The sequence below is a fragment of the Photorhabdus heterorhabditis genome (assembly GCF_001280945.1).
In the GTDB taxonomy this organism is placed as follows: Bacteria; Pseudomonadota; Gammaproteobacteria; order Enterobacterales; family Enterobacteriaceae; genus Photorhabdus; species Photorhabdus heterorhabditis.
In genome coordinates, this window is sequence record NZ_LJCS01000006.1 from 56,268 (window position 1) to 75,666 (window position 19,399).

General features: G+C 44.0%; 16 protein-coding genes and 1 pseudogene. 15 read left to right on the plus strand and 2 right to left on the minus strand.

All coding sequences use genetic code 11. The features are described 5' to 3' along the window. Positions 1 to 180: 180 nt before the first annotated feature. A complete protein-coding gene (locus AM629_RS04005) occupies positions 181 to 2,505 on the minus strand; it encodes a Tex family protein (RefSeq protein ID WP_054476361.1) in 2,325 nt (774 codons plus the stop codon). Positions 2,506 to 2,728: 223 nt separating this feature from the next. Next, positions 2,729 to 3,202 carry a transcription elongation factor GreB gene (gene greB, locus AM629_RS04010; RefSeq protein ID WP_054476362.1) on the minus strand — a complete coding sequence of 158 codons (474 nt, stop codon included), beginning with the start codon at positions 3,200 to 3,202 and terminating at the stop codon, positions 2,729 to 2,731. A gap of 456 nt (positions 3,203 to 3,658) precedes the next feature. Here greB and AM629_RS04015 point away from each other — a divergent pair, with 456 nt between their 5' ends. The 15 genes and pseudogenes from AM629_RS04015 to AM629_RS21855 all read left to right on the plus strand — a co-directional run bounded on the left by AM629_RS04015 (position 3,659) and on the right by AM629_RS21855 (position 19,332). Further along, positions 3,659 to 4,375 (plus strand): hypothetical protein, encoded by a 717-nt coding sequence (locus tag AM629_RS04015; protein ID WP_054476426.1) that lies wholly within the window; start codon positions 3,659 to 3,661, stop codon positions 4,373 to 4,375. 46 nt (positions 4,376 to 4,421) lie between these two features. Beyond that, entirely contained in the window at positions 4,422 to 5,603 is a 1,182-nt protein-coding gene (locus tag AM629_RS04020; protein ID WP_054476363.1) for a cysteine desulfurase family protein, read from the plus strand. A 22-nt stretch (positions 5,604 to 5,625) separates the two neighbouring features. Beyond that, on the plus strand, positions 5,626 to 6,819 hold the full coding sequence (locus AM629_RS04025) for an MFS transporter (RefSeq protein WP_054476365.1): 1,194 nt from the start codon (positions 5,626 to 5,628) through the stop codon (positions 6,817 to 6,819). Positions 6,820 to 8,018: 1,199 nt separating this feature from the next. Then, complete coding sequence (ompR, locus tag AM629_RS04030) at positions 8,019 to 8,738, plus strand: osmolarity response regulator transcription factor OmpR (RefSeq protein ID WP_054476366.1); 720 nt, start codon at positions 8,019 to 8,021, stop codon at positions 8,736 to 8,738. Next, positions 8,735 to 10,066 (plus strand): two-component system sensor histidine kinase EnvZ, encoded by a 1,332-nt coding sequence (envZ, locus tag AM629_RS04035; RefSeq protein ID WP_054476368.1) that lies wholly within the window; start codon positions 8,735 to 8,737, stop codon positions 10,064 to 10,066. The genes ompR and envZ overlap by 4 nt, the downstream gene beginning before the upstream one ends. Before the next feature lie 179 nt (positions 10,067 to 10,245). Further along, positions 10,246 to 11,286, plus strand: a complete 1,041-nt coding sequence (gene pstS / locus AM629_RS04040) for a phosphate ABC transporter substrate-binding protein PstS (protein ID WP_054476370.1) — start codon at positions 10,246 to 10,248, stop codon at positions 11,284 to 11,286. Between the two features lie 102 nt (positions 11,287 to 11,388). Beyond that, positions 11,389 to 12,345: a phosphate ABC transporter permease PstC gene (pstC, locus tag AM629_RS04045; protein WP_054476372.1), complete on the plus strand. Its 957-nt coding sequence runs from the start codon at positions 11,389 to 11,391 to the stop codon at positions 12,343 to 12,345. A 1-nt stretch (position 12,346) separates the two neighbouring features. After that, positions 12,347 to 13,231 (plus strand): phosphate ABC transporter permease PstA, encoded by an 885-nt coding sequence (pstA, locus tag AM629_RS04050; RefSeq protein ID WP_054476373.1) that lies wholly within the window; start codon positions 12,347 to 12,349, stop codon positions 13,229 to 13,231. Between the two features lie 33 nt (positions 13,232 to 13,264). Beyond that, complete coding sequence (gene pstB / locus AM629_RS04055; RefSeq protein WP_188093361.1) at positions 13,265 to 14,035, plus strand: phosphate ABC transporter ATP-binding protein PstB; 771 nt, start codon at positions 13,265 to 13,267, stop codon at positions 14,033 to 14,035. A 14-nt stretch (positions 14,036 to 14,049) separates the two neighbouring features. Then, positions 14,050 to 14,769, plus strand: coding sequence for a phosphate signaling complex protein PhoU (gene phoU, locus AM629_RS04060; RefSeq protein ID WP_054476375.1), 720 nt, complete (start codon positions 14,050 to 14,052; stop codon positions 14,767 to 14,769). Between the two features lie 294 nt (positions 14,770 to 15,063). After that, on the plus strand, positions 15,064 to 15,900 hold the full coding sequence (locus AM629_RS04065; protein WP_054476379.1) for an ABC transporter substrate-binding protein: 837 nt from the start codon (positions 15,064 to 15,066) through the stop codon (positions 15,898 to 15,900). Between the two features lie 70 nt (positions 15,901 to 15,970). Next, positions 15,971 to 16,708 carry an amino acid ABC transporter permease gene (locus AM629_RS04070; RefSeq protein ID WP_054476381.1) on the plus strand — a complete coding sequence of 246 codons (738 nt, stop codon included), beginning with the start codon at positions 15,971 to 15,973 and terminating at the stop codon, positions 16,706 to 16,708. A gap of 1 nt (position 16,709) precedes the next feature. Continuing rightward, on the plus strand, positions 16,710 to 17,453 hold the full coding sequence (locus AM629_RS04075) for an amino acid ABC transporter permease (RefSeq protein WP_054476382.1): 744 nt from the start codon (positions 16,710 to 16,712) through the stop codon (positions 17,451 to 17,453). Positions 17,454 to 18,247: 794 nt separating this feature from the next. Then, on the plus strand, positions 18,248 to 18,451 hold the full coding sequence (gene pttA, locus AM629_RS04080) for a phototemtide A NRPS accessory protein PttA (RefSeq protein WP_235525392.1): 204 nt from the start codon (positions 18,248 to 18,250) through the stop codon (positions 18,449 to 18,451). A 99-nt stretch (positions 18,452 to 18,550) separates the two neighbouring features. Further along, positions 18,551 to 19,332, plus strand: a pseudogene (locus AM629_RS21855) (IS30 family transposase). Positions 19,333 to 19,399: the final 67 nt, after the last annotated feature.

Below are 19,399 nucleotides of genomic sequence, written 5' to 3' on the forward strand. Positions count from 1 at the left end.
TTGTCACCGTTCAGCACCTGCCTGGCACTGGGCGAGGGTTTACGGCGTTTTTCGCTAATCTACTCCTTGAAATGTATATTTATAGTGAAAGTTTGAGGGGGCAGTGTTCTTAACATGGCAGAAATCTCCGTAATCTGAGATGCACTGCCTTGGCAGTGCATCTTTACAGGTATATGAATCTCAGCGTTTTTTTCCGAATGCGGCGGCGAGTGCATCACTCATGGCACTGTTCCCGGCTGAGGCAGGAGAGCGTGGAGTATTGCGGTTCCGGTCATTGCGTTCAGGACGGCGGTCAGCTTGGGTATTGCTGCTGCGGCGTGAGCTGGTTTCTCCCGGTTGTTCATCGAGGCGCATGGTCAGCGCAATACGTTTACGATTTAGGTCAACTTCCTGTACTTTTACTTTGACGATATCGCCTGCTTTTACCACCGTGTGGGGATCTGTTACAAACCGCTCTGACAATGAAGAGATGTGCACCAGACCATCCTGATGGACGCCGATATCGACAAATGCACCAAAGTTAGTCACATTTGTCACGGTACCTTCCAGTATCATACCTAGGCGCAGGTCGTTCATCGTTTCCACGCCTTCCGCAAAGGTCGCGGTTTTAAACTCTGGGCGTGGGTCGCGGCCCGGTTTTTCCAACTCTTTCAGAATATCGCTAACGGTTGGAACCCCAAATTGTTCTGTGGTGAAGTCTTCAGGTTTTAATCCACGCAGTGAGGAAGGATTGCCCATTAATTCTTGAAGCTTCTGTTCAGTCGCTGCCAGAATTTTTTCAACGACTGGATAGGCTTCCGGGTGAACGGTCGATGCATCCAGTGGGTTATCACCGTGACTAATACGCAGGAATCCGGCGCACTGCTCAAAAGCTTTTGGCCCAAGGCGGCTGACTTTCAGTAATTGTGCTCGGTTATTGAAGCGGCCATTCTCATCACGCCAGTTTACGATATTCTGGGCTATCATACGCGTCAGCCCGGCCACCTTAGTGAGCAGAGGTGCGGAGGCGGTATTCAGATCGACACCGACAGCATTCACACAATCTTCAACTACCGCATCCAGTTTCTTGGCAAGCAGAGTCTGGCTAACATCATGTTGATACTGACCCACACCAATGGATTTAGGATCGATTTTCACTAACTCAGCCAGTGGATCTTGCAGGCGGCGGGCGATAGAAACTGCACCACGCAGTGAAACATCCAGATCAGGAAACTCCTGGGCGGCCAACTCAGATGCAGAATAAACAGATGCTCCTGCCTCACTGACAATGACTTTTTGTGCTTTTATCTCCGGGAACTGTTTTTGTATATCCGCGAAGAAACGTTCTGTTTCGCGAGAAGCGGTTCCGTTACCGATAGCGACCAGTTCTACCTGATGTTTGATACACAACGCGGCTACGCTTGCGGCTGCTTTGGTGGTTTGTCCGGTATGCGGATAAATAGTGTCTGTGGCTATCAGTTTGCCAGTGGCATCGACTACCGCAACTTTAACGCCCGTACGCAGACCAGGATCGAGTCCCATTGTTGCCCGCATACCTGCTGGTGCAGCCATTAGCAGATCTTGCAGATTGCGGGCGAACACTTTGATGGCTTCATCTTCTGCTTTTTCGCGTAAGGTGCTCATCAACTCAGTTTCAAGGTGGAGCAATACCTTGATACGCCATGTCCAGTTTACTACGGCTTTGCGCCAGCTATCTGCCGGTGCATTGTTTAGACGTAGATTAAGATGTTCCGTAATAATCTGCTCACCGTGACTCTCTTTGGGAGGTTCATCAAATTGGGGATCAGCATTCAGGGAAAGTTGCAGTATTCCTTCATTACGGCCACGGAACATGGCTAGTGCACGGTGAGAAGGGACCTGTGCGACAGGCTCATGATGATCAAAGTAGTCGCGGAATTTAGCGCCTTCCTCCTCTTTTCCTGTGACGACTTTGGCGACCAGATGGGCATTTTTCCATAAATATTCCCGAACTTTTGCTAATAATGCGGCATCTTCGGAGAAGCGTTCCATCAGGATATAACGGGCGCCATCCAGAGCAGCTTTGGTGTCAGCCACACCTTTATCGGTGTTAACAAAGGCAGCGGCAGCCAAGTCTGGTTCTTGTTGTGGATCTTGCCATAGAGAGTCGGCCAGAGGCTCAAGGCCCGCTTCAATAGCGATTTGCCCACGGGTGCGGCGTTTGGGTTTGTAGGGAAGATAGAGATCTTCCAGCTCTGTTTTACTCAGTGTTCCATTAATTGCTTCGGCCAGCTCTGGTGTCAGCTTACCTTGTTCATCAATGGATTTAAGAATGGTTTGGCGACGGTCTGACAGTTCGCGTAGATAACCAAGGCGGCTATCAAGTTGGCGAAGTTGGGTATCATCCAGACCTCCGGTGACCTCTTTACGATATCGGGCAATAAAAGGAACGGTGTTCCCTTCATCAAGCAAGCTGATCGCTGAAAGTACCTGTTGTGGCTGGGCCTGTAGCTCACTTGCAATAATTTGGCTCAGAGATTCATTCATGTTGTGTTTTCTTCTGGTGGATAGGCTTCAAATATTTGCAAAAAACCCTTTATACGTTTTAGGAGGAACAATTTCCAGTTCATGCCTAATCTTATTCTGATCGGTTACGCCACAATTCAACGAATTTATTGCAAGTTACGCTCTAATAACTGCTGTTGAATCGAATCTTTTCTTTGGATTTCTCATGGAAAAAAGTCACGTTATTTTATTGCGCCGACTCTGCCTATTTCACATATTCGATCTCATTCACGTACCACATGGCTTCTCCTGTTGGCGTATGAACGATTACGCTGTCTCCGACTTCTTTCTTGAGTAAAGCCCGAGCCATTGGAGAATCGATGGATATGTAGTCTTTACGACCAAAAATTTCATCGTACCCAACGATACGGAAGCGTTTTATCTCTCCTTGATCATTTTCTATCCCGACCCATGCACCAAAAAACACTTTTCCGTCTTGTTGAGGTGAGTAATCAACACATCGTAGTGCTTCCAGGCTCTTGGTAAGGTATCTGACCCGCCGATCAATTTCCCGCAGTCTCTTCTTGTTATATTGATAATCTGCGTTCTCACTCCTGTCACCGAGACTCGCCGCCCAGGTGACTTTTTTGGTAACTTCCGGGCGTTCTTCACGCCATAGATAATCCAATTCTTTCTTTAGGTTGTCGTAGCCTTCACGAGTTATAAGCTTAGTTTTCATTTTAATTTGTTTTGATATATGTTCCGCACAGGAGATAAGTACAGCTTTTTGTTACTGACTTTGAATACGGTAGTCAACTCTAAAGATCCTAACGATTCAAAATAATCTCAGCAACCAACGATATTTTAAACAAGATAGAGATCTACTTTTTACATAAAAAGACACATTAATTTTCAGTCTAAATAAGACGAAGATCCACTTTTAAATAAAAAAGAGACGTTAACCTTTACCCTTCCTTTTTTTCTGGGAAATATACTCTTGTTGATATAAGAAATTCTTATTTCATATAACAGGGGTTTCAAGAGAAAACGGTATTTGGCGAACTTTTAGTTATAAAGAGCGCATTATTCTCTGTGTTATACCTGCCACTCTGAACGTTCCCCGATCCAAAAATTAACGGATCCTTGCGGTCATTCTTATACGTATGATCCATCATGGAAAAGGATATTGATGACAATGAATCAGCAAGAAACTAACGTAAGCATATTGGCGGGGAATTCACGAGCTTATCTCAATAAAGATGGTGAGATAGTTGTCGAGGCTCAACTGAAAGCCTTTGAGGCTGCGTTGCTGTTTGCCAAGCAAAGCCAAGATAAATGTGGTCAATGGCCGAGGATATCCGTGGCTTTCGATCATCATGGGATATTCCGCCTTCAGTTCCTGACAGAAAACCTCACTAATTCTCAAAAGCGGAACCCTCGCTTGAGTCATCTCCATACCTCGATCAGGAATGTATTCTTGCCGGTAACGGAAAAATATCAGATTCCGCTCAGTGAAATACGCGTTATTCACGAAGATTCAGCCAGGCAGCACCTTGTTCACATCCTTGCTTCCGGGGAAATACCCGAAATTATCACCCGACGGATGGTGTCCAAAAACCTCGCTGACGGCAAACCACCGACGTCAGACGCTTCTTACGAAGCGCCGACCCAGAAACTCACCTGTGCAGCAATTACGAAGGAGTACTTCGAGAAAGCTGCCGGCAATCACAAAGGCTTAGACGCTCTTCTGGAGGTATTCTTTGAGGATTGCGCCTGGTCGAGAGCTTTGGCATATGTGCGTGGGCTCCAGCTCAGCCACATGCTCGGTGTTTCAACCGCCATCCGTCTTAATCTTGTTAATGAAGCGGGTGATGTGAGCAAAGGCGATATAATTACTGCCCAGCAGATATAGTCAAGATAATAAGAAAATAATTTCATCTTTGTTAAGGTAGAAAATTATGTATAACTTAGCCCGACCTATATATCTGGATAACAACGCTACAACGCAATTAGATCCCGATGTGCTTCAATCTATGATGCCCTATTTTACCAACGCTTATGGAAACGCTGCCAGCAATAACCATGCATTTGGGTGGAAAGCAATGGAAGCTGTTGATGATGCAAGGAAAGTGATCTCAACATCGATAAATGCGATGAGTCATTCCGATATTATATTCACGTCTGGCGCGACCGAGTCGAACAATCTTGCAATCGCGGGCCTTCAACATCGGGGCAAGAGGGGGCATGTCATCACATCGACAATTGAGCATAAAGCGGTTCTTGATTGTTGCAGTCGGCTCGAATCAATGGGAACGGAAGTGACCTATTTACCGCCGCAAAGCGACGGGGTCGTATCCCCAGACTCAATATCTCGGGCAATAAGAGATGATACCTATCTGGTCTCAATTATGGCTGCTAACAACGAGATTGGTTCAATACAAAAAATTGAAGAGATAGGCGCAATCTGTAAGGAGCATGATATTCCTCTTCATACCGATGCCACGCAAGCGCTCGGCAAAATAGAATTTGATGTACAGCGCATGAACATCAGTCTTGCCTCATTTTCCGCGCACAAAATTTATGGACCAAAGGGGATCGGCGCACTTTATATCAATTCACGCAATAAAAACACAATACTTACCCCTCTCATCGTCGGAGGAGGGCATGAGCGAGGCTTACGCTCTGGAACCCTTAACGTTCCAGGGATCGTAGGCTTCGGTCGTGCTGTCGAGCTGTCTGTGAAAAATTTGACCGATGAGTCGATAAGGTTACGTTATTTACGGGATTTGCTTCGGTCGTATATTATCGAGAATGTGGCTGGTGTTCGGATAAATGGCCATCCCACCGAATGCCTTCCCGGTCTGTTAAATGTCTCCTTCAACGGTATCGATGCTGACTCGCTTTTGCTAGAGCTTTCTGAGGTTGCGCTGTCCTCTGGGTCTGCATGCACGTCTGCTAACAGGGCGCCGTCATATGTACTGAAAGCAATAGGGGTCAGTGATGCACTCGCTCAAGCCAGTGTGCGTTTCGGATTGGGCAGATTTAATAATGAGGACGAGATACGGTATGTTTGTCTCCGTCTGGAAAAAGCGGTGAATAAACTGCGGTCTATGGCACCAAAATTATTCGTTACTCAATGATAATTAAGATGGAGTTTGACTCATGCGAACAATGTCGGCACTTTTTCTCCTGTTCGGAACCCTGTTCACTGCGGGGGGATATGGCGCCACCTTTCTTATTTCCGCGTATTTTCGGTCACAAGGGGGGAGTGACATTGACGCTGGGACGACTCTCGGTGTGGCCTTGGTCGGCACCTTGATTGGTGTTCCTTTGGTCGGATGGTTTGCCGGGCGACTGGAAGCATCGCGACTTGCTGCCCTCGCGGCGTTTGCGATGTCTTGTGGTTATTTTCTCTTAGGCGGCTTTAGCAGTGAACTGAGTCACATCCCGCGTATCGCAGCATTCTTGATTGGACTCGGGTGGGGAATGTTCTATATCAGTGGACCCATGGCGTTGTCGGAGCGTGTCACTGATACTGACAGGGGCCAATGGTTTACCCGTTTCAGCGCGTTTCAAATGGCTGGGATTTGCGGCAGTCCCATCTTCCTCGCCGTAGCGGTTGAGCAGGTAGGTATGCCCATCCGAACAACGTTTCTCTTTGTTGGCGTCGTTGGCATCCTTGCCTCACTACTGCTGGCAACCTTTGGGATCAGGGAACCCAATGGTCAACAGGAGTTATCACTGAGACCTTGGGTGAAAAAAATAACGAAGATTGCTACAAGTAGTGCGATCCGTCCCATCATAATGGTAGGTCTGGGAGGCGGCGTATTCTCTGGAATGATGTCGTTCCAGAGTTCGCTCGTCGAAGGAACTCGTGCAAATGCCAGTACATTCTTCGCGGTACATGCAGCAACCGTGGTTGTGTCGCGGCTTTTGTTAGCACGACGTTTATCGACGATGCCTCGTATCCCGTTAGTCACCGTGTTGATGTCATGCTTAATCATCGGTATTTTCGCCTTGCTAGGCATACCGATTCACCCCATGTTTCAGATTGCGGCGGGCATGTTAACGGGGATAGGGTATGGATTGGTGTATCCCGTCATTCAAACATGGGCAGTAAACGACTCTGCTCTTGAGAATCGTCATGCGGCCCTAACCTGGTTCGTTGTCGCCTACTTTGTGGGGATATTTGGATTTCCGGTAATAGGTGGGTGGATATTAGTGAGCTCGGGCAAGATCTTGTTTATTCTGGTTCTGGCCGCAATAGCTTCTCTTGAGCTTGTGGTGGCGTTATTGGGAGGGCGGTGGTTTCGCCGCATTAAGGACGGGCTGATGGCACAGGGTGAAATGCGTTAACGGTCATTCAGTGAGTATAAAAATCAGTATGTACTAGGTGCTAAATGAGCACTGAAACTTATATTCGCATACGTATACGTTCAGACCGGAATCTGGGCGATCAGCTGTCACCCACTAACGGGAATCCCCCTCCTGAGTCACGAAGTGCGAAGGTGGGGGAGGATGTCAATACCCGGATAAAAATAACATGGTTAATAGTCAACCGATTAATCATTAAAAAATTATATTGTTAATTTTTAATTTCTGATTTTTTCACCATTTTTTATATTTATGTATTTAAATTGTTTAGTGAAGAAATTTTTCTTTAAAAATCGTTAATTAATAAGCCCCTTCGATTAGCTATATCTGGCTGGTTACAGTCACCACCATCCCTTTAGCTATATTATTTCAGCGAGAAAATAAGTCGTCATTCAGAATTTATCTTTATTAATATTGATGAGTTCATTCGGCAGTATGACCGCAAATATGACATTCTATCCGCTATGGTAAAAGTAGAGGCTAAGGATGGAAAATGAGGGATCAACGAGCTATTTTTAGTTAGCTCTGTTGGTAACAGAATTTTCTTACAAGTCTGAGCATTATGCCGTTTATCTCTAATATTGATGACATAAATCGTGTAGTTTGTGACTCTGCATATTACATAATATGTATGCTGTGGGTTTGCTGATAATGAGAGTAAGTCATGAGATTTTTCTGGAGAAAAAATACTCAATATTGTTTACTATGGTAAGAAAAGATTAAGAGAAATCGATCAGCAGATATGATTCTTGGACAAATAACGGGATGCGCTGAAAATTGCCGATCAGTTCCTATTGGAAAGGAAAAAACGGTGTTGGTGTGCAGGCCCGGTTATTTGGTGAGTATGAAGCAGAAAATATTTTTCGTTTAGCCTATCCGATGAATTTGATCCCATTAACAAGTGGATTTCTATTGATTCCCCGGTAGCCAGAGCACGGATTGGTAAACTGGCCGATGAAAAAATTACCGCAAAGATTCTTATGCGGGGTAGTCGCTTACTGGATTGTAGTTATTAGCTATATACCCTATGGATTTCAAGATGGATCGCGACGGCAAGGGAGAGAATCCCCGGGCGCATAGATAACTAATTGACTTAAAATATATACTTGATCTCTATATTTGGTTTAATCTTCTTCATAATGGTAAATTTATAAAAGCATGTGGTATTTTGGAGTGTAATAATGCAAGAAGGTAATAAAATCCTTGTAGTAGATGATGACATGCGTTTGCGAATGTTATTAGAACGTTATCTGACAGAACAAGGTTTTCAGGTACTTAGTGCTGCTAATGCGGAGCAGATGGACCGCTTATTGACAAGGGAATCTATTAGTTTAATCGTGTTGGACTTAATGTTACCTGGAGAAGATGGTCTTTCTGTTTGTCAAAGACTGAGAAACCAAAATAATCCGGTGCCGATTATTATGGTGACAGCAAGAGGTGAAGAGGTAGATCGTATTGTTGGGTTGGAAATTGGTGCTGATGACTATATTCCGAAACCATTTAATCCGCGTGAGTTGTTAGCTCGTATTCGAGCGGTGTTACGCCGTCAGGCGAATAAATTACTGGGTGTACCTACTGAGGATGATCCAATTATTAATTTTGGTAAGTTCAGTCTCAATCTGAGTACTCGAGAAATGTTTCAGGGAGATGAACATATACCATTGACCAGTGGTGAATTTGCCGTGCTGAAAGTGCTGGTTTCTTCTCCTGGTGTGCCGCTGTCCCGTAATAAGTTGATGAATCTAGCGCTTGGTCGGGAATATAGCACAATGAAGCGATCCATTGATGTTCTTGTTTCACGTTTGCGCCGTGTGGTTGAAGAAGATCCGACACACCCCCGTTATATCCAGACCATCTGGGGCTTGGGCTATGTTTTTGTGCCTGACGGAAGCTGTGTATGAAACTATTGCGATTCTCTCCTCGCAGTACGTTTACCCGTACTTTATTCTTGGTTATGGCTATGCTGTTCATCAGCTTAGTCAGTAGTTATTTATTTATTGTAAATTTCGTTATCATGCCAAGCTTGCAGCAGTTCAATAAAGTATTAGCGTATGAAGTTCGCACCTTAATGGCTGAGAAGTTGAAGCTGGAGGACGGTTCTTTTCTGGTGCTCTCACCGGTAGTACGCCGAGAGATTTATCAGGAGCTGGGTATTACGCTCTATTCTGAGTCTGACGCAGAGATGCAAGGCTTGCTCTGGGCCAGGCATTATGATTTTTTGAGTGAGAAGATGAGTCAATATCTTGGTGGTGAAGCTGATCTTCGCCTTGAGATAAACAAAGATAGCCCTATACTTTGGCTTAATTCTTATCTTGCCCCTGATATTTGGGTTAGGGTTCCTCTGACGGAAGTCGAACAACATCAATTCTCTCCCGTTTTCCGCTATATACTGGCAATTTTATTATTGATGTTTGGTTGTATCTGGCTTTATATCCGTTTTCAGAACCGCCCTTTGCTGGAAATGGAATATGCTGCCAGACAAACAGGTAAAGGCATTATGATGCCAGCGGTGCGAGAAGCGGGTTCCCTGGAAGTGCGTGCTTCTATTCGCGCATTTAACCAGATGTCCGCAGGGATAAAGTTACTGGAAAGTGACCGTACAATATTAATGGCGGGGGTAAGCCATGATTTGCGTACTCCACTGACTCGTATCCGGCTGGCAACAGAAATGATGAACAAGAAAGATGCTTATCTGTCCGAATCTATTAATAAAGATATTGAGGAGTGTAATGCCATTATTGAGCAATTTATTGACTACCTCCGTACCGGGCAGGAAATGCCAATGGAATTCTGTGAACTTAATTCTATTCTCAAAGAAGTTATCTCCGCAGAAAATGGTTATGAGCAGGATATTGAAAATAATTTGTCGCTTAATCCAATAACTGTTAACGCGAATCCAATTTCCATTAAACGGGCTTTGGCGAATATGTTGGTTAATGCTAATCGTTATGGTAATGGCTGGATTAAAGTCAGTAGTGGTCAGACAAATAAATTCGCTTGGTTTCAAGTAGAAGACAATGGAGCTGGAATTAAACAGGAAGATTTGCCCCAGTTGTTTCAGCCATTTGTTCGGGGCGAAAGAGCACGTAGTAACAGTGGAACAGGGTTAGGTTTGGCTATTGTTCAGCGGATTATTGATGCGCATGATGGGAAAATTGAAGTTGGCGCCAGTTCTAAAGGGGGGTTATCTATCCGTGCCTGTATTCCGGTTGTGGAAGATCCTTTTTAAGGATCTGCGGAGATGACAGTTTTATGTCAGCCTCAGTCTGAGCTTGCATTTTGCTGTCATAAAAGTGTCATAATTAGGACATTTTGCTGTAACCAAACTAATCTATTTTCCCTCCTGCACCTTTTTTAATCTGACGACACATTTCTTTGTTGATTCTGAATATCCCATTAGGAGGGATTATGAAACTGATGCGTACCACTGTAGCTAGCATAATGGCAGCGACATTTTCTTTGACAACCCTGTCTGTATTCGCTGCCACCAGCTTGACGGGGGCCGGTGCGACATTTCCCGCACCGGTGTATGCTAAGTGGGCAGATTCTTATCAAAAAGAGACAGGTAATAAAGTCAATTATCAAGGCATTGGTTCATCCGGTGGCGTAAAACAAATTCTGGCAAATACCATTGATTTTGGTGCTTCCGATTCCCCTTTATCCGATGAAAAATTAGTTGCTGATGGTTTATTTCAGTTTCCGACGGTTATCGGCGGGGTAGTACTGGCAGTTAATATTCCAGGTATTAAATCTGGTGAATTGATATTAGATGGTAAAACTTTAGGCGATATCTATTTAGGTAAAGTGAAAAAGTGGAATGACCCGGCGATTACTAAACTGAATCCGGGAGTAAAACTGCCGGAACAGGATATTGCTGTAGTGCGTCGTGCTGATGGTTCCGGTACCTCTTTTGTATTTACCCGTTATCTTTCTAAAGTGAACGAAGAATGGAAAGAGAAAGTCGGTGCAGGTTCCACGGTAAGCTGGCCTGTTGGTTTAGGGGGTAAAGGCAATGATGGGATTGCCGCCTTTGTTCAGCGTCTGACTGGCTCCATTGGTTATGTTGAATATGCTTACGCTAAACAGAATCATTTGGCTTATACCAAACTGGTATCTGCTGATGGCAACGTTGTTAGCCCAACAGAAGACAGTTTTAGTGCCGCCGCGAAGAAAGCAGCATGGCATAAAACATTTGCTCAGGATCTGACAAACCAGCTAGGGGAGCATGTCTGGCCAATTACTTCCACCACATTCATTTTGGTTCATAAGCAGCAGAAAGATGCGGCCAAAGGGGCAGCGGTGTTGAAATTTTTTGACTGGGTTTATGAGAATGGCAGTAAACAAGCAAATGATCTGGATTATGCAACTCTGCCAAAAGAAGTGGTTGAGCAAGTTCGTGCGGCTTGGAAAACTCATGTGAAGGATAGCAGTGGCAAAGCACTGTACTAACTTGCTTGTTCTGATAGTTACTGTATTAAATATCGATTAAATTTGCAGTTTTGATTTCTCCCCCTTGCGTTGGGGGAGTTTACCCGGATGAGAATAAGCTCTATGGCCGAGCAGAAAACGGCAATAAAAGCACCCAGTAAAAATGGCGATCTTATTTTCAGCGCTTTGGTTCGGCTAGCGGCGCTGATGACTTTATTTTTGCTGGGTGGCATCATTATTTCACTGATTATCGCCTCCTGGCCCAGCATCCAGCAGTTCGGTGTCGCTTTCCTCTGGCATAAAGAGTGGGATGCCCCAGCGGAGCAATTTGGGGCATTGGTGCCGATTTACGGTACATTGGTGACATCATTGATTGCTCTGATTATCGCAGTACCTGTCAGTTTCGGAATCGCATTGTTCCTAACAGAATTGGCACCTAATTGGCTGAAACGCCCGCTTGGGGTGGCAATTGAACTGTTGGCTGCAATTCCAAGTATTGTGTATGGCATGTGGGGGCTGTTCGTTTTTGCTCCGCTGTTTGCTACCTATTTCCAGCAGCCGGTAGGTCATGTCCTTTCCAGTATTCCTGTTGTGGGGGAACTCTTCTCTGGTCCTGCCTTTGGGATTGGTATTCTGGCGGCGGGTGTCATTCTCGCTATTATGATTATCCCTTATATCGCCTCAGTTATGCGTGATGTATTCGAGCAGACACCCGTGATGATGAAAGAATCCGCTTATGGTATCGGTTGTACCACCTGGGAAGTCATTTGGCACATTGTGCTGCCTTACACCCGGAATGGTGTGATTGGTGGCGTCATGTTGGGACTTGGTCGGGCGCTGGGGGAAACTATGGCGGTGACTTTTATCATCGGTAATACCTACCAGCTCGATAGTTTCTCACTGTTTATGCCGGGTAATAGTATTACTTCGGCGTTGGCGAACGAATTTGCCGAAGCAGAATCTGGTTTGCATACCTCAGCATTGATGGAACTTGGTCTGATTCTGTTTGTGATCACCTTTATCGTGCTGGCGTTGTCAAAACTGATGATTATGCGTTTGGCGAAGAATGAGGGACGTTAATATGGCAATCATGGATGGACAACCGCCTGTTAATGCCGATGCACGTAGCCATAAACAGGCATGGCGTCGTCAGAAAAATCGCTTCGCTCTATTGTTATCAATGGCAACCATGTTGTTTGGTCTGTTCTGGCTGGTATGGATTCTATTTTCCACAGTCACCAAGGGCTTCGACGGGATGTCGCTGGCATTGTTCACTGAAATGACACCGCCACCGAATACAGAAGGGGGAGGATTAGCAAATGCCATTGTTGGCAGTGGATTATTGATCCTGTGGGCGACGATTATCGGTACCCCTTTGGGGATAATGGCAGGGATCTATCTGGCAGAGTATGGCCGCCGTTCATGGCTGGCAGAAGTCATCCGTTTTATAAACGATATTCTGTTGTCGGCACCGTCTATTGTCGTTGGTTTGTTTGTTTACACTGTTATTGTGACGAAAATGCAACATTTCTCCGGTTGGGCAGGGGTGATTGCGTTGGCATTGTTACAGGTACCCATTGTTATCAGAACCACGGAAAATATGCTGAAACTGGTGCCTGACAGCCTGCGTGAAGCGGCCTATGCGCTGGGAACACCTAAGTGGAAAATGATTTCAGCCATTACGCTGAAAGCCTCGGTATCCGGCATTATTACAGGTGTGTTGCTGGCAATCGCTCGAATCGCTGGGGAAACCGCGCCGTTGCTGTTCACTTCTCTCTCCAATCAATTTTGGAGTACCGATCTGGGGCAGCCAATTGCCAACCTGCCAGTGACTATCTTTAAATTTGCCATGAGTCCATTTTCTGAATGGCAACACCTGGCGTGGGCAGGCGTATTATTGATAACCCTGTGTGTATTACTCATTAATATTGTGGCGCGTGTGCTGTTTGCCAGGAAAAAGCACTGACTGATATTTTCAACAGAGAGAGTATGAATGAACATGGCTAATGACATTGCTGGTAGTAAAATTCGGGTACGCGATCTGAACTTTTATTACGGCAAATTTCACGCGCTGAAAAATATTACGTTGAATATTGCAAAGAACAAAGTAACGGCTTTTATTGGTCCGTCTGGTTGCGGTAAATCTACGCTGCTACGTACTTTCAATAAGATGTATGAACTGTATGGTGAACAGCGGGCAGAAGGCGAAATTTTGCTGGATGGCAACAATATCCTGACGGATAAACAAGATGTGGCGTTGCTGCGTGCCAAAGTTGGCATGGTATTCCAGAAGCCAACCCCCTTTCCGATGTCTATTTACGACAATATCGCTTTTGGTGTTCGTCTGTTTGAAAAATTATCAAGAGCAGAAATGGATGAACGTGTTCAGTGGGCTTTGACTAAAGCGGCATTGTGGAATGAAACCAGGGATAAGTTGTATCAGAGTGGATACAGTTTGTCTGGTGGTCAGCAACAGCGTTTATGTATTGCTCGCGGGATTGCAATCCGCCCGGAAGTGTTATTGCTGGATGAGCCTTGTTCAGCGCTTGATCCCATTTCTACGGGACGTATTGAGGAATTGATTAGTGAACTTAAATCTGAATATACCGTGGTGATTGTGACTCATAATATGCAGCAGGCGGCACGTTGTTCAGACCATACCGCATTTATGTACCTTGGTGAATTGATTGAATTCAGCGATACAGACACATTGTTTACCACACCAAAAAAGAAACAAACTGAAGACTATATTACTGGTCGTTATGGTTGATTACGGGGCGTAACATGGACAATCTGAATCTCAACAAACATATTTCAGGTCAGTTTAATGCTGAACTGGAGTATATCCGTACGGAACTGATGGCAATGGGTGGGCTGGTGGAGGAGCAACTCTGCAAAGCGATTAATGCTATGCATAATCAGGATGCAGCACTGGCGCGCGAAGTGATTGAAGACGACCATAAAGTCAATATGATGGAAGTTGCTATTGATGAGGCGTGTGTTCGTATCATTGCTAAGCGTCAGCCGACCGCAAGTGATTTGCGGTTAATTATGTCGATCTCGAAAACAATTGCTGAGTTGGAAAGAATCGGTGATGTGGCAAAAAAAATCTGCCAGACGGCACTTGAAAAGTTTTCACATCAGCATCAGCCATTATTAGTCAGCCTGGAATCACTTGGCCGCCATACCATACAAATGTTGCATGATGTGTTGGATGCTTTTGCCCGAATGGATCTGGAAGAAGCGGTTCGTATTTATCACGAAGATAAAAAGGTGGATAAAGAGTATGAAGGTATTGTCCGCCAGTTAATGACTTATATGATGGAAGACTCCCGAACTATCCCAAGCGTACTGACAGTGCTGCTCTGTGCCCGTTCTATTGAACGGATTGGTGACCGTTGTCAGAACATTTGTGAATTCATTTTCTACTATGTTAAGGGACAGGATTTCCGGCATGTGGGGGGGGATGAGCTAGAAAGATTGTTGACTAAAGAGAACAAGTAACTCACTGACAATGCTGGTATTTTTCTTGCCAGCATTTTTGGTTCTATAATTCGTTATATACCCAATAGATTTCAAGATGGATCGCGACGGCAAGGGAGCGAATCCCCGGGAGCATAGATAACTATGTCATAGATAACGATGTGACCGGGGTGAGTGAGTGCAGCCAACAAAGAGGCAACTTGAAAGATGACGGGTATAGTTATAAACATAGTTTTTTTTATTATTTCCTGCACTATATTGAAATTGATAGCTTGTGATGATTAATAAATGATTAATTACCATCAGGAGTGTTCAATGAAATCCCGCGTTCTTGTTACGGCATTGTTGGCCGGATTAGCACTGGTTACGGGTGTTGCGAAGGCAGATAAACTGGATGATATTAAAAAAGCTGGCTCAGTGCGGATCGCCGTTTTTGACAGTAATCCACCGTTTGGTTTTATTGACCCGCAAACCAAAAAATTGGCGGGTTATGATGTAGATATTGCCAACGCAATTGCGAATGACCTTGGTGTGAAACTGGAATTGCGTCCAACTAACCCAGCAAACCGTTTACCGTTGTTGGCATCAAAGAAAATTGACCTCATTGCCGCCAATTTTACGGTCACTGATGAACGTGCTAAACAGGTTGATTTTTCAATCCCTTATTTCGCTACCGGGCAAAAATTTATTGCTCGCAAAGGCGTTTTGAAATCTTCGGAAGACATTAAAAACTTACGTATTGGTGCTGATAAAGGCACGGTACAGGAAATTACTCTGCGTGAGCATTATCCGACTGCAAAAGTGATCTCTTATGATGATACCCCTTTGGCATTTGCAGCACTGCGTAACGGTAACGTACAAGCAATCACTCAGGATGATGCTAAGCTGGTAGGTCTGCTGGCTAACGTACCGGCAGCACAAAAAGCTGAGTTTGAGATCTCTCCTTTCAGCATCACCCGTGAATATCAGGCGGTAGCTGCTGTAAAAGGGGAAGAGCGCTTGGTTGAGGCGGTGAACCAAACTTTGCTGAAACTAGAAAAAGAGGGTGAAGCAGAGAAAATTTACAACCGTTGGTTTGGCTCGGATACCAAGTCAGCTCAGCCGCGTGGTGACTTTAAGTTTGCGCCTTTGGAGCAGCAAGCTAAATTCTGATGATAAGTTACAAAGCCCCGTCTTCTTGTTGCGGGGTTTTGTCATAAGTAATACTTGGTAATCGTAAGATATGTTTGAGTTATTTGTTACAGAGCACTTGCTTGCTCCCCAATATCTGGAATGGCTTTGGCAGGGCTTTCTAATTACGTTATGGATATCCACTTGTACCGTTGTGGCCTCCACGTTGTTGGGCTTTTTGCTGGCAGCGGCCCGTGACAGCCAATTAAAAATTCTCCGTTGGTCAGTAACGGTTTACATGACCTTATTCCGCAATACACCGCTATTGGTACAGCTGTTCTTCTGGTACTTTGCATCAGGACAAATACTGCCGCAAGAAGTCATGTTCTGGTTGAATACACCGCATGAAATCAACCTGTTAGGTTTACCATTAGCATGGCCTTCATTCGAATTCCTGGCTGGATTTATTGGCTTGACTCTCTATTCAGCCCCATTTGTGGCGGAAGAATTACGTTCAGGTATTCAGGGGATTGGGCGAGGGCAGAAATATGCTGCCCATGCACTGGGGCTAACCAGCTGGCAGGCAATGCGTTATGTGGTATTGCCACAGGCGTTGAAGATAGCACTGCCTCCGTTACTGGGGCAGTACATGAATATTGTAAAAAACTCATCACTGACCATGGCGATTGGTGTCGCTGAGTTGTCATATGCTTCCCGTCAGGTAGAAACTGAAACATTGAAAACGTTTGAAGCATTTGGTGTTGCGACGGTGCTATATATTGCCACCATTGCCATTATGGAGGGTTGGGGACAATGGCGTCAGCAACAAGCCATAGCGAGAGGGCATTAACATGGATTTTTCAGTCATTGCAGAAAATTGGCGTTATTTGCTGTTAGGAACATTCCCAGATGGCCCTCTTGAGGGAGCGGCGTTGACACTAGTGATTAGCCTGATGGCTGGTGCGATTTCAGTGGTATTGGGTACGATTGCAGGTGTTGCTCTGGCAATGCTGAAAGGCTTCTGGGTTAACCTGTTAGCCGCAGTATTGGGCTTTTTCCGTGCAATTCCCGTTATTATGCTGATTTTCTGGACTTACTTCCTGTTGCCGGTGGTGCTTGGCATGGAAATCCCTGAAATCACTACCGTGGTTTGTGCTTTGGCATTGATCACCTCTGCTTATCTGGCGCATGGTGTGAAAGCGGGCATTATTGCGATTGGTGCGGGTCAGTGGCAAGCTGGATTATCATTGGGTTTCAACCGCTGGCAGGTGCTTTGGCACATTGTTTTGCCTCAGGCGTTACGCATGATGGTGCCTTCCTTTATTAACCAATGGATTGCTCTAATAAAAGATACTTCTCTGGCGTATATTGTTGGTGTGGCGGAATTATCATTCTTAGCAACTCAAGTGAATAACCGCAGTATGGTTTACCCGACAGAAGTCTTTTTATTTGTTGCGTTGATTTACTTTGTGATGTGTTTGGCACTGGAGTTGACCGCAAACTATATTGTACGTCGTTTCTCACTACAACGTCGAAAAATGTCCCTTTTTCGTTTTTGGCGGAAAGAAAAATTAATTTTGGCGTCCCAATATTAGTTTTTCTCTTTAATTATCTATATCTAAGGCATAATTTCCCTATTTTAACGATAGGGGAATTTTTAAATTAGATAAATTAAGAATTTTATGAAAATAAGAAAAATCCGTGGAAATAACAGGATAAATAATCTTTTTAGATTTAACCGACTAAAAGTTAATCTCTAAGGGAAACATGCGTTATGTCTACATCAGAGCCAGCTCAACGGACCAAAGTATATACCTGTTATCTTTCAGGTTGCTTCTTTGTTGGCTGCACTCACTCACCCCGGTTACATAGTTCTCTACGACATAGTTCTCTATGCTCCCGGGGATTCGCTCCCTTGCCGTCGCGATCCATCTTGAAATCCATTGGGTATAGAGAGACAAAAAGAGGCTTTATCAGCAACAAATGCAATGGAGTCAACAAGGCGATCATTATTCATTGCAAACGTGAACGTCCGTATTAAACGGTGAGCTAGAGGTACAATTTGAGCATTGGTATCGGGGCATACAATTGGGAGAAGAAACAGAAAACCATTTAACCGCAACGATTACAGCATAGTCATGCTCCACGTTTTTTATGCTCTCCTTAATCCAATTAATAACAAAAGAGAAAACTAATCACTAGATTATATGATATGAATAATATGTTATTCAATATGTGTCTTTGCAGTTGGTTTTTTATTTCATTGTGTATTTCAACTTTTTTTAAAATAAAAATAATCATAAATGTGGATTTTGTCACGAAATAAATATTTTTTATTGACTTGCCAAAGTTAACATATAAGATTTTTTAATCATGAACCAAACTGAGGATTTATGTTTTGAGCAATCCATTTGAAAATGAATCTCTTGATTTCTTTGTATTAATAAATGATGAAAATCAACACTCACTATGGCCTGTATTCATTGCAGTACCTACTGGTTGGCAAGTTATCTACGGACCAGAAAAACGTGAGAATTGTTTGAGTCTTGTAGAGAGTAACTGGAAAGATATGAGGCTAAAAAGTTTGCAGTGAAATAAATTAGAAAAGGCGGATTCGGCTAATAAGTACAATTTTTCAGAAGGGCGGTCAGTTACTATATTAGGCATCTTTCCCGTCATAGGAAAATGCACTATGGTCTATAAACAACTGACCGAAGCAGAAAGATACCCGATCCAGTTTAAAAAGCGGGTTTTTCACAATGTTTCATTGTCAATTACTCAATCGAAACCCATCAACCATTAGCAGAGAGTTGAAAAGAAATCAGGAAGTAAAAGAATATTGTCCGAAACAGGCCCATCTTCAGGGGCTTGCTCGCCGTCATGTTGCTAAGAAAGCTACAAAAGTGATCAAAGAAATAAAAAAATGGATAAAGCGGCTAATTTGGCAAGATTTAAGTCCTGAACAGATGGTTGACTATATAAGGAAGTATGAAGGGATATCCTTGCATCATGAAACCATTTGCAGATTTTTTTATAAAAATAAAATGGATAGAGGTGACTTATAGCAATATCTCAGAATTGTCAGTAAACCGTATCGTAAACAGTATGGTTGTTATGAAAGAAGAGGAAAAATTAAAAACAAAGTCAGTATTAATGAACGCCCAGAAATCGTTGATAAAAAATCACGAATGGGTGATTAGGAAGGTAATACAATAATAGGAAAAGATAAAAAGAGAGTATTATTAACGCTGGTTGAACGTAAGGTACTCTTAATAATCATTATTAAACTGAACAGAACAAGCATCAGAAGTGGCTGAAGGCACAATGAAGGCTTTATACCCGATGAAACAAAAGGTTAAAACAATGACGTTTGATAACGGTTTAGAATTAAATAATTGTCCCCGAAAGACTCGTGGTGGTAAATCCTCAAATGGACTCTTTAAAGGGATACGAACTTGTTTACTCGTAGCTTAATTATGTTGCACTTGCTATGCGAAACCACCAAACAAAAACATTATCCCTATACCCAATAGGTTTCAAG

Excerpts from the sequence above, each read along its gene's own strand:
- AM629_RS04005 (WP_054476361.1), bottom strand. The coding sequence starts at position 2,505 with ATGAATGAATCTCTGAGCCAAATTATTGCAAGTGAGCTACAGGCCCAG.
- greB (WP_054476362.1), bottom strand. The coding sequence starts at position 3,202 with ATGAAAACTAAGCTTATAACTCGTGAAGGCTACGACAACCTAAAGAAA.
- AM629_RS04015 (WP_054476426.1), top strand. The coding sequence starts at position 3,659 with ATGAATCAGCAAGAAACTAACGTAAGCATATTGGCGGGGAATTCACGA.
- AM629_RS04020 (WP_054476363.1), top strand. The coding sequence starts at position 4,422 with ATGTATAACTTAGCCCGACCTATATATCTGGATAACAACGCTACAACG.
- AM629_RS04025 (WP_054476365.1), top strand. The coding sequence starts at position 5,626 with ATGCGAACAATGTCGGCACTTTTTCTCCTGTTCGGAACCCTGTTCACT.
- ompR (WP_054476366.1), top strand. The coding sequence starts at position 8,019 with ATGCAAGAAGGTAATAAAATCCTTGTAGTAGATGATGACATGCGTTTG.
- envZ (WP_054476368.1), top strand. The coding sequence starts at position 8,735 with ATGAAACTATTGCGATTCTCTCCTCGCAGTACGTTTACCCGTACTTTA.
- pstS (WP_054476370.1), top strand. The coding sequence starts at position 10,246 with ATGAAACTGATGCGTACCACTGTAGCTAGCATAATGGCAGCGACATTT.
- pstC (WP_054476372.1), top strand. The coding sequence starts at position 11,389 with ATGGCCGAGCAGAAAACGGCAATAAAAGCACCCAGTAAAAATGGCGAT.
- pstA (WP_054476373.1), top strand. The coding sequence starts at position 12,347 with ATGGCAATCATGGATGGACAACCGCCTGTTAATGCCGATGCACGTAGC.
- pstB (WP_188093361.1), top strand. The coding sequence starts at position 13,265 with ATGGCTAATGACATTGCTGGTAGTAAAATTCGGGTACGCGATCTGAAC.
- phoU (WP_054476375.1), top strand. The coding sequence starts at position 14,050 with ATGGACAATCTGAATCTCAACAAACATATTTCAGGTCAGTTTAATGCT.
- AM629_RS04065 (WP_054476379.1), top strand. The coding sequence starts at position 15,064 with ATGAAATCCCGCGTTCTTGTTACGGCATTGTTGGCCGGATTAGCACTG.
- AM629_RS04070 (WP_054476381.1), top strand. The coding sequence starts at position 15,971 with ATGTTTGAGTTATTTGTTACAGAGCACTTGCTTGCTCCCCAATATCTG.
- AM629_RS04075 (WP_054476382.1), top strand. The coding sequence starts at position 16,710 with ATGGATTTTTCAGTCATTGCAGAAAATTGGCGTTATTTGCTGTTAGGA.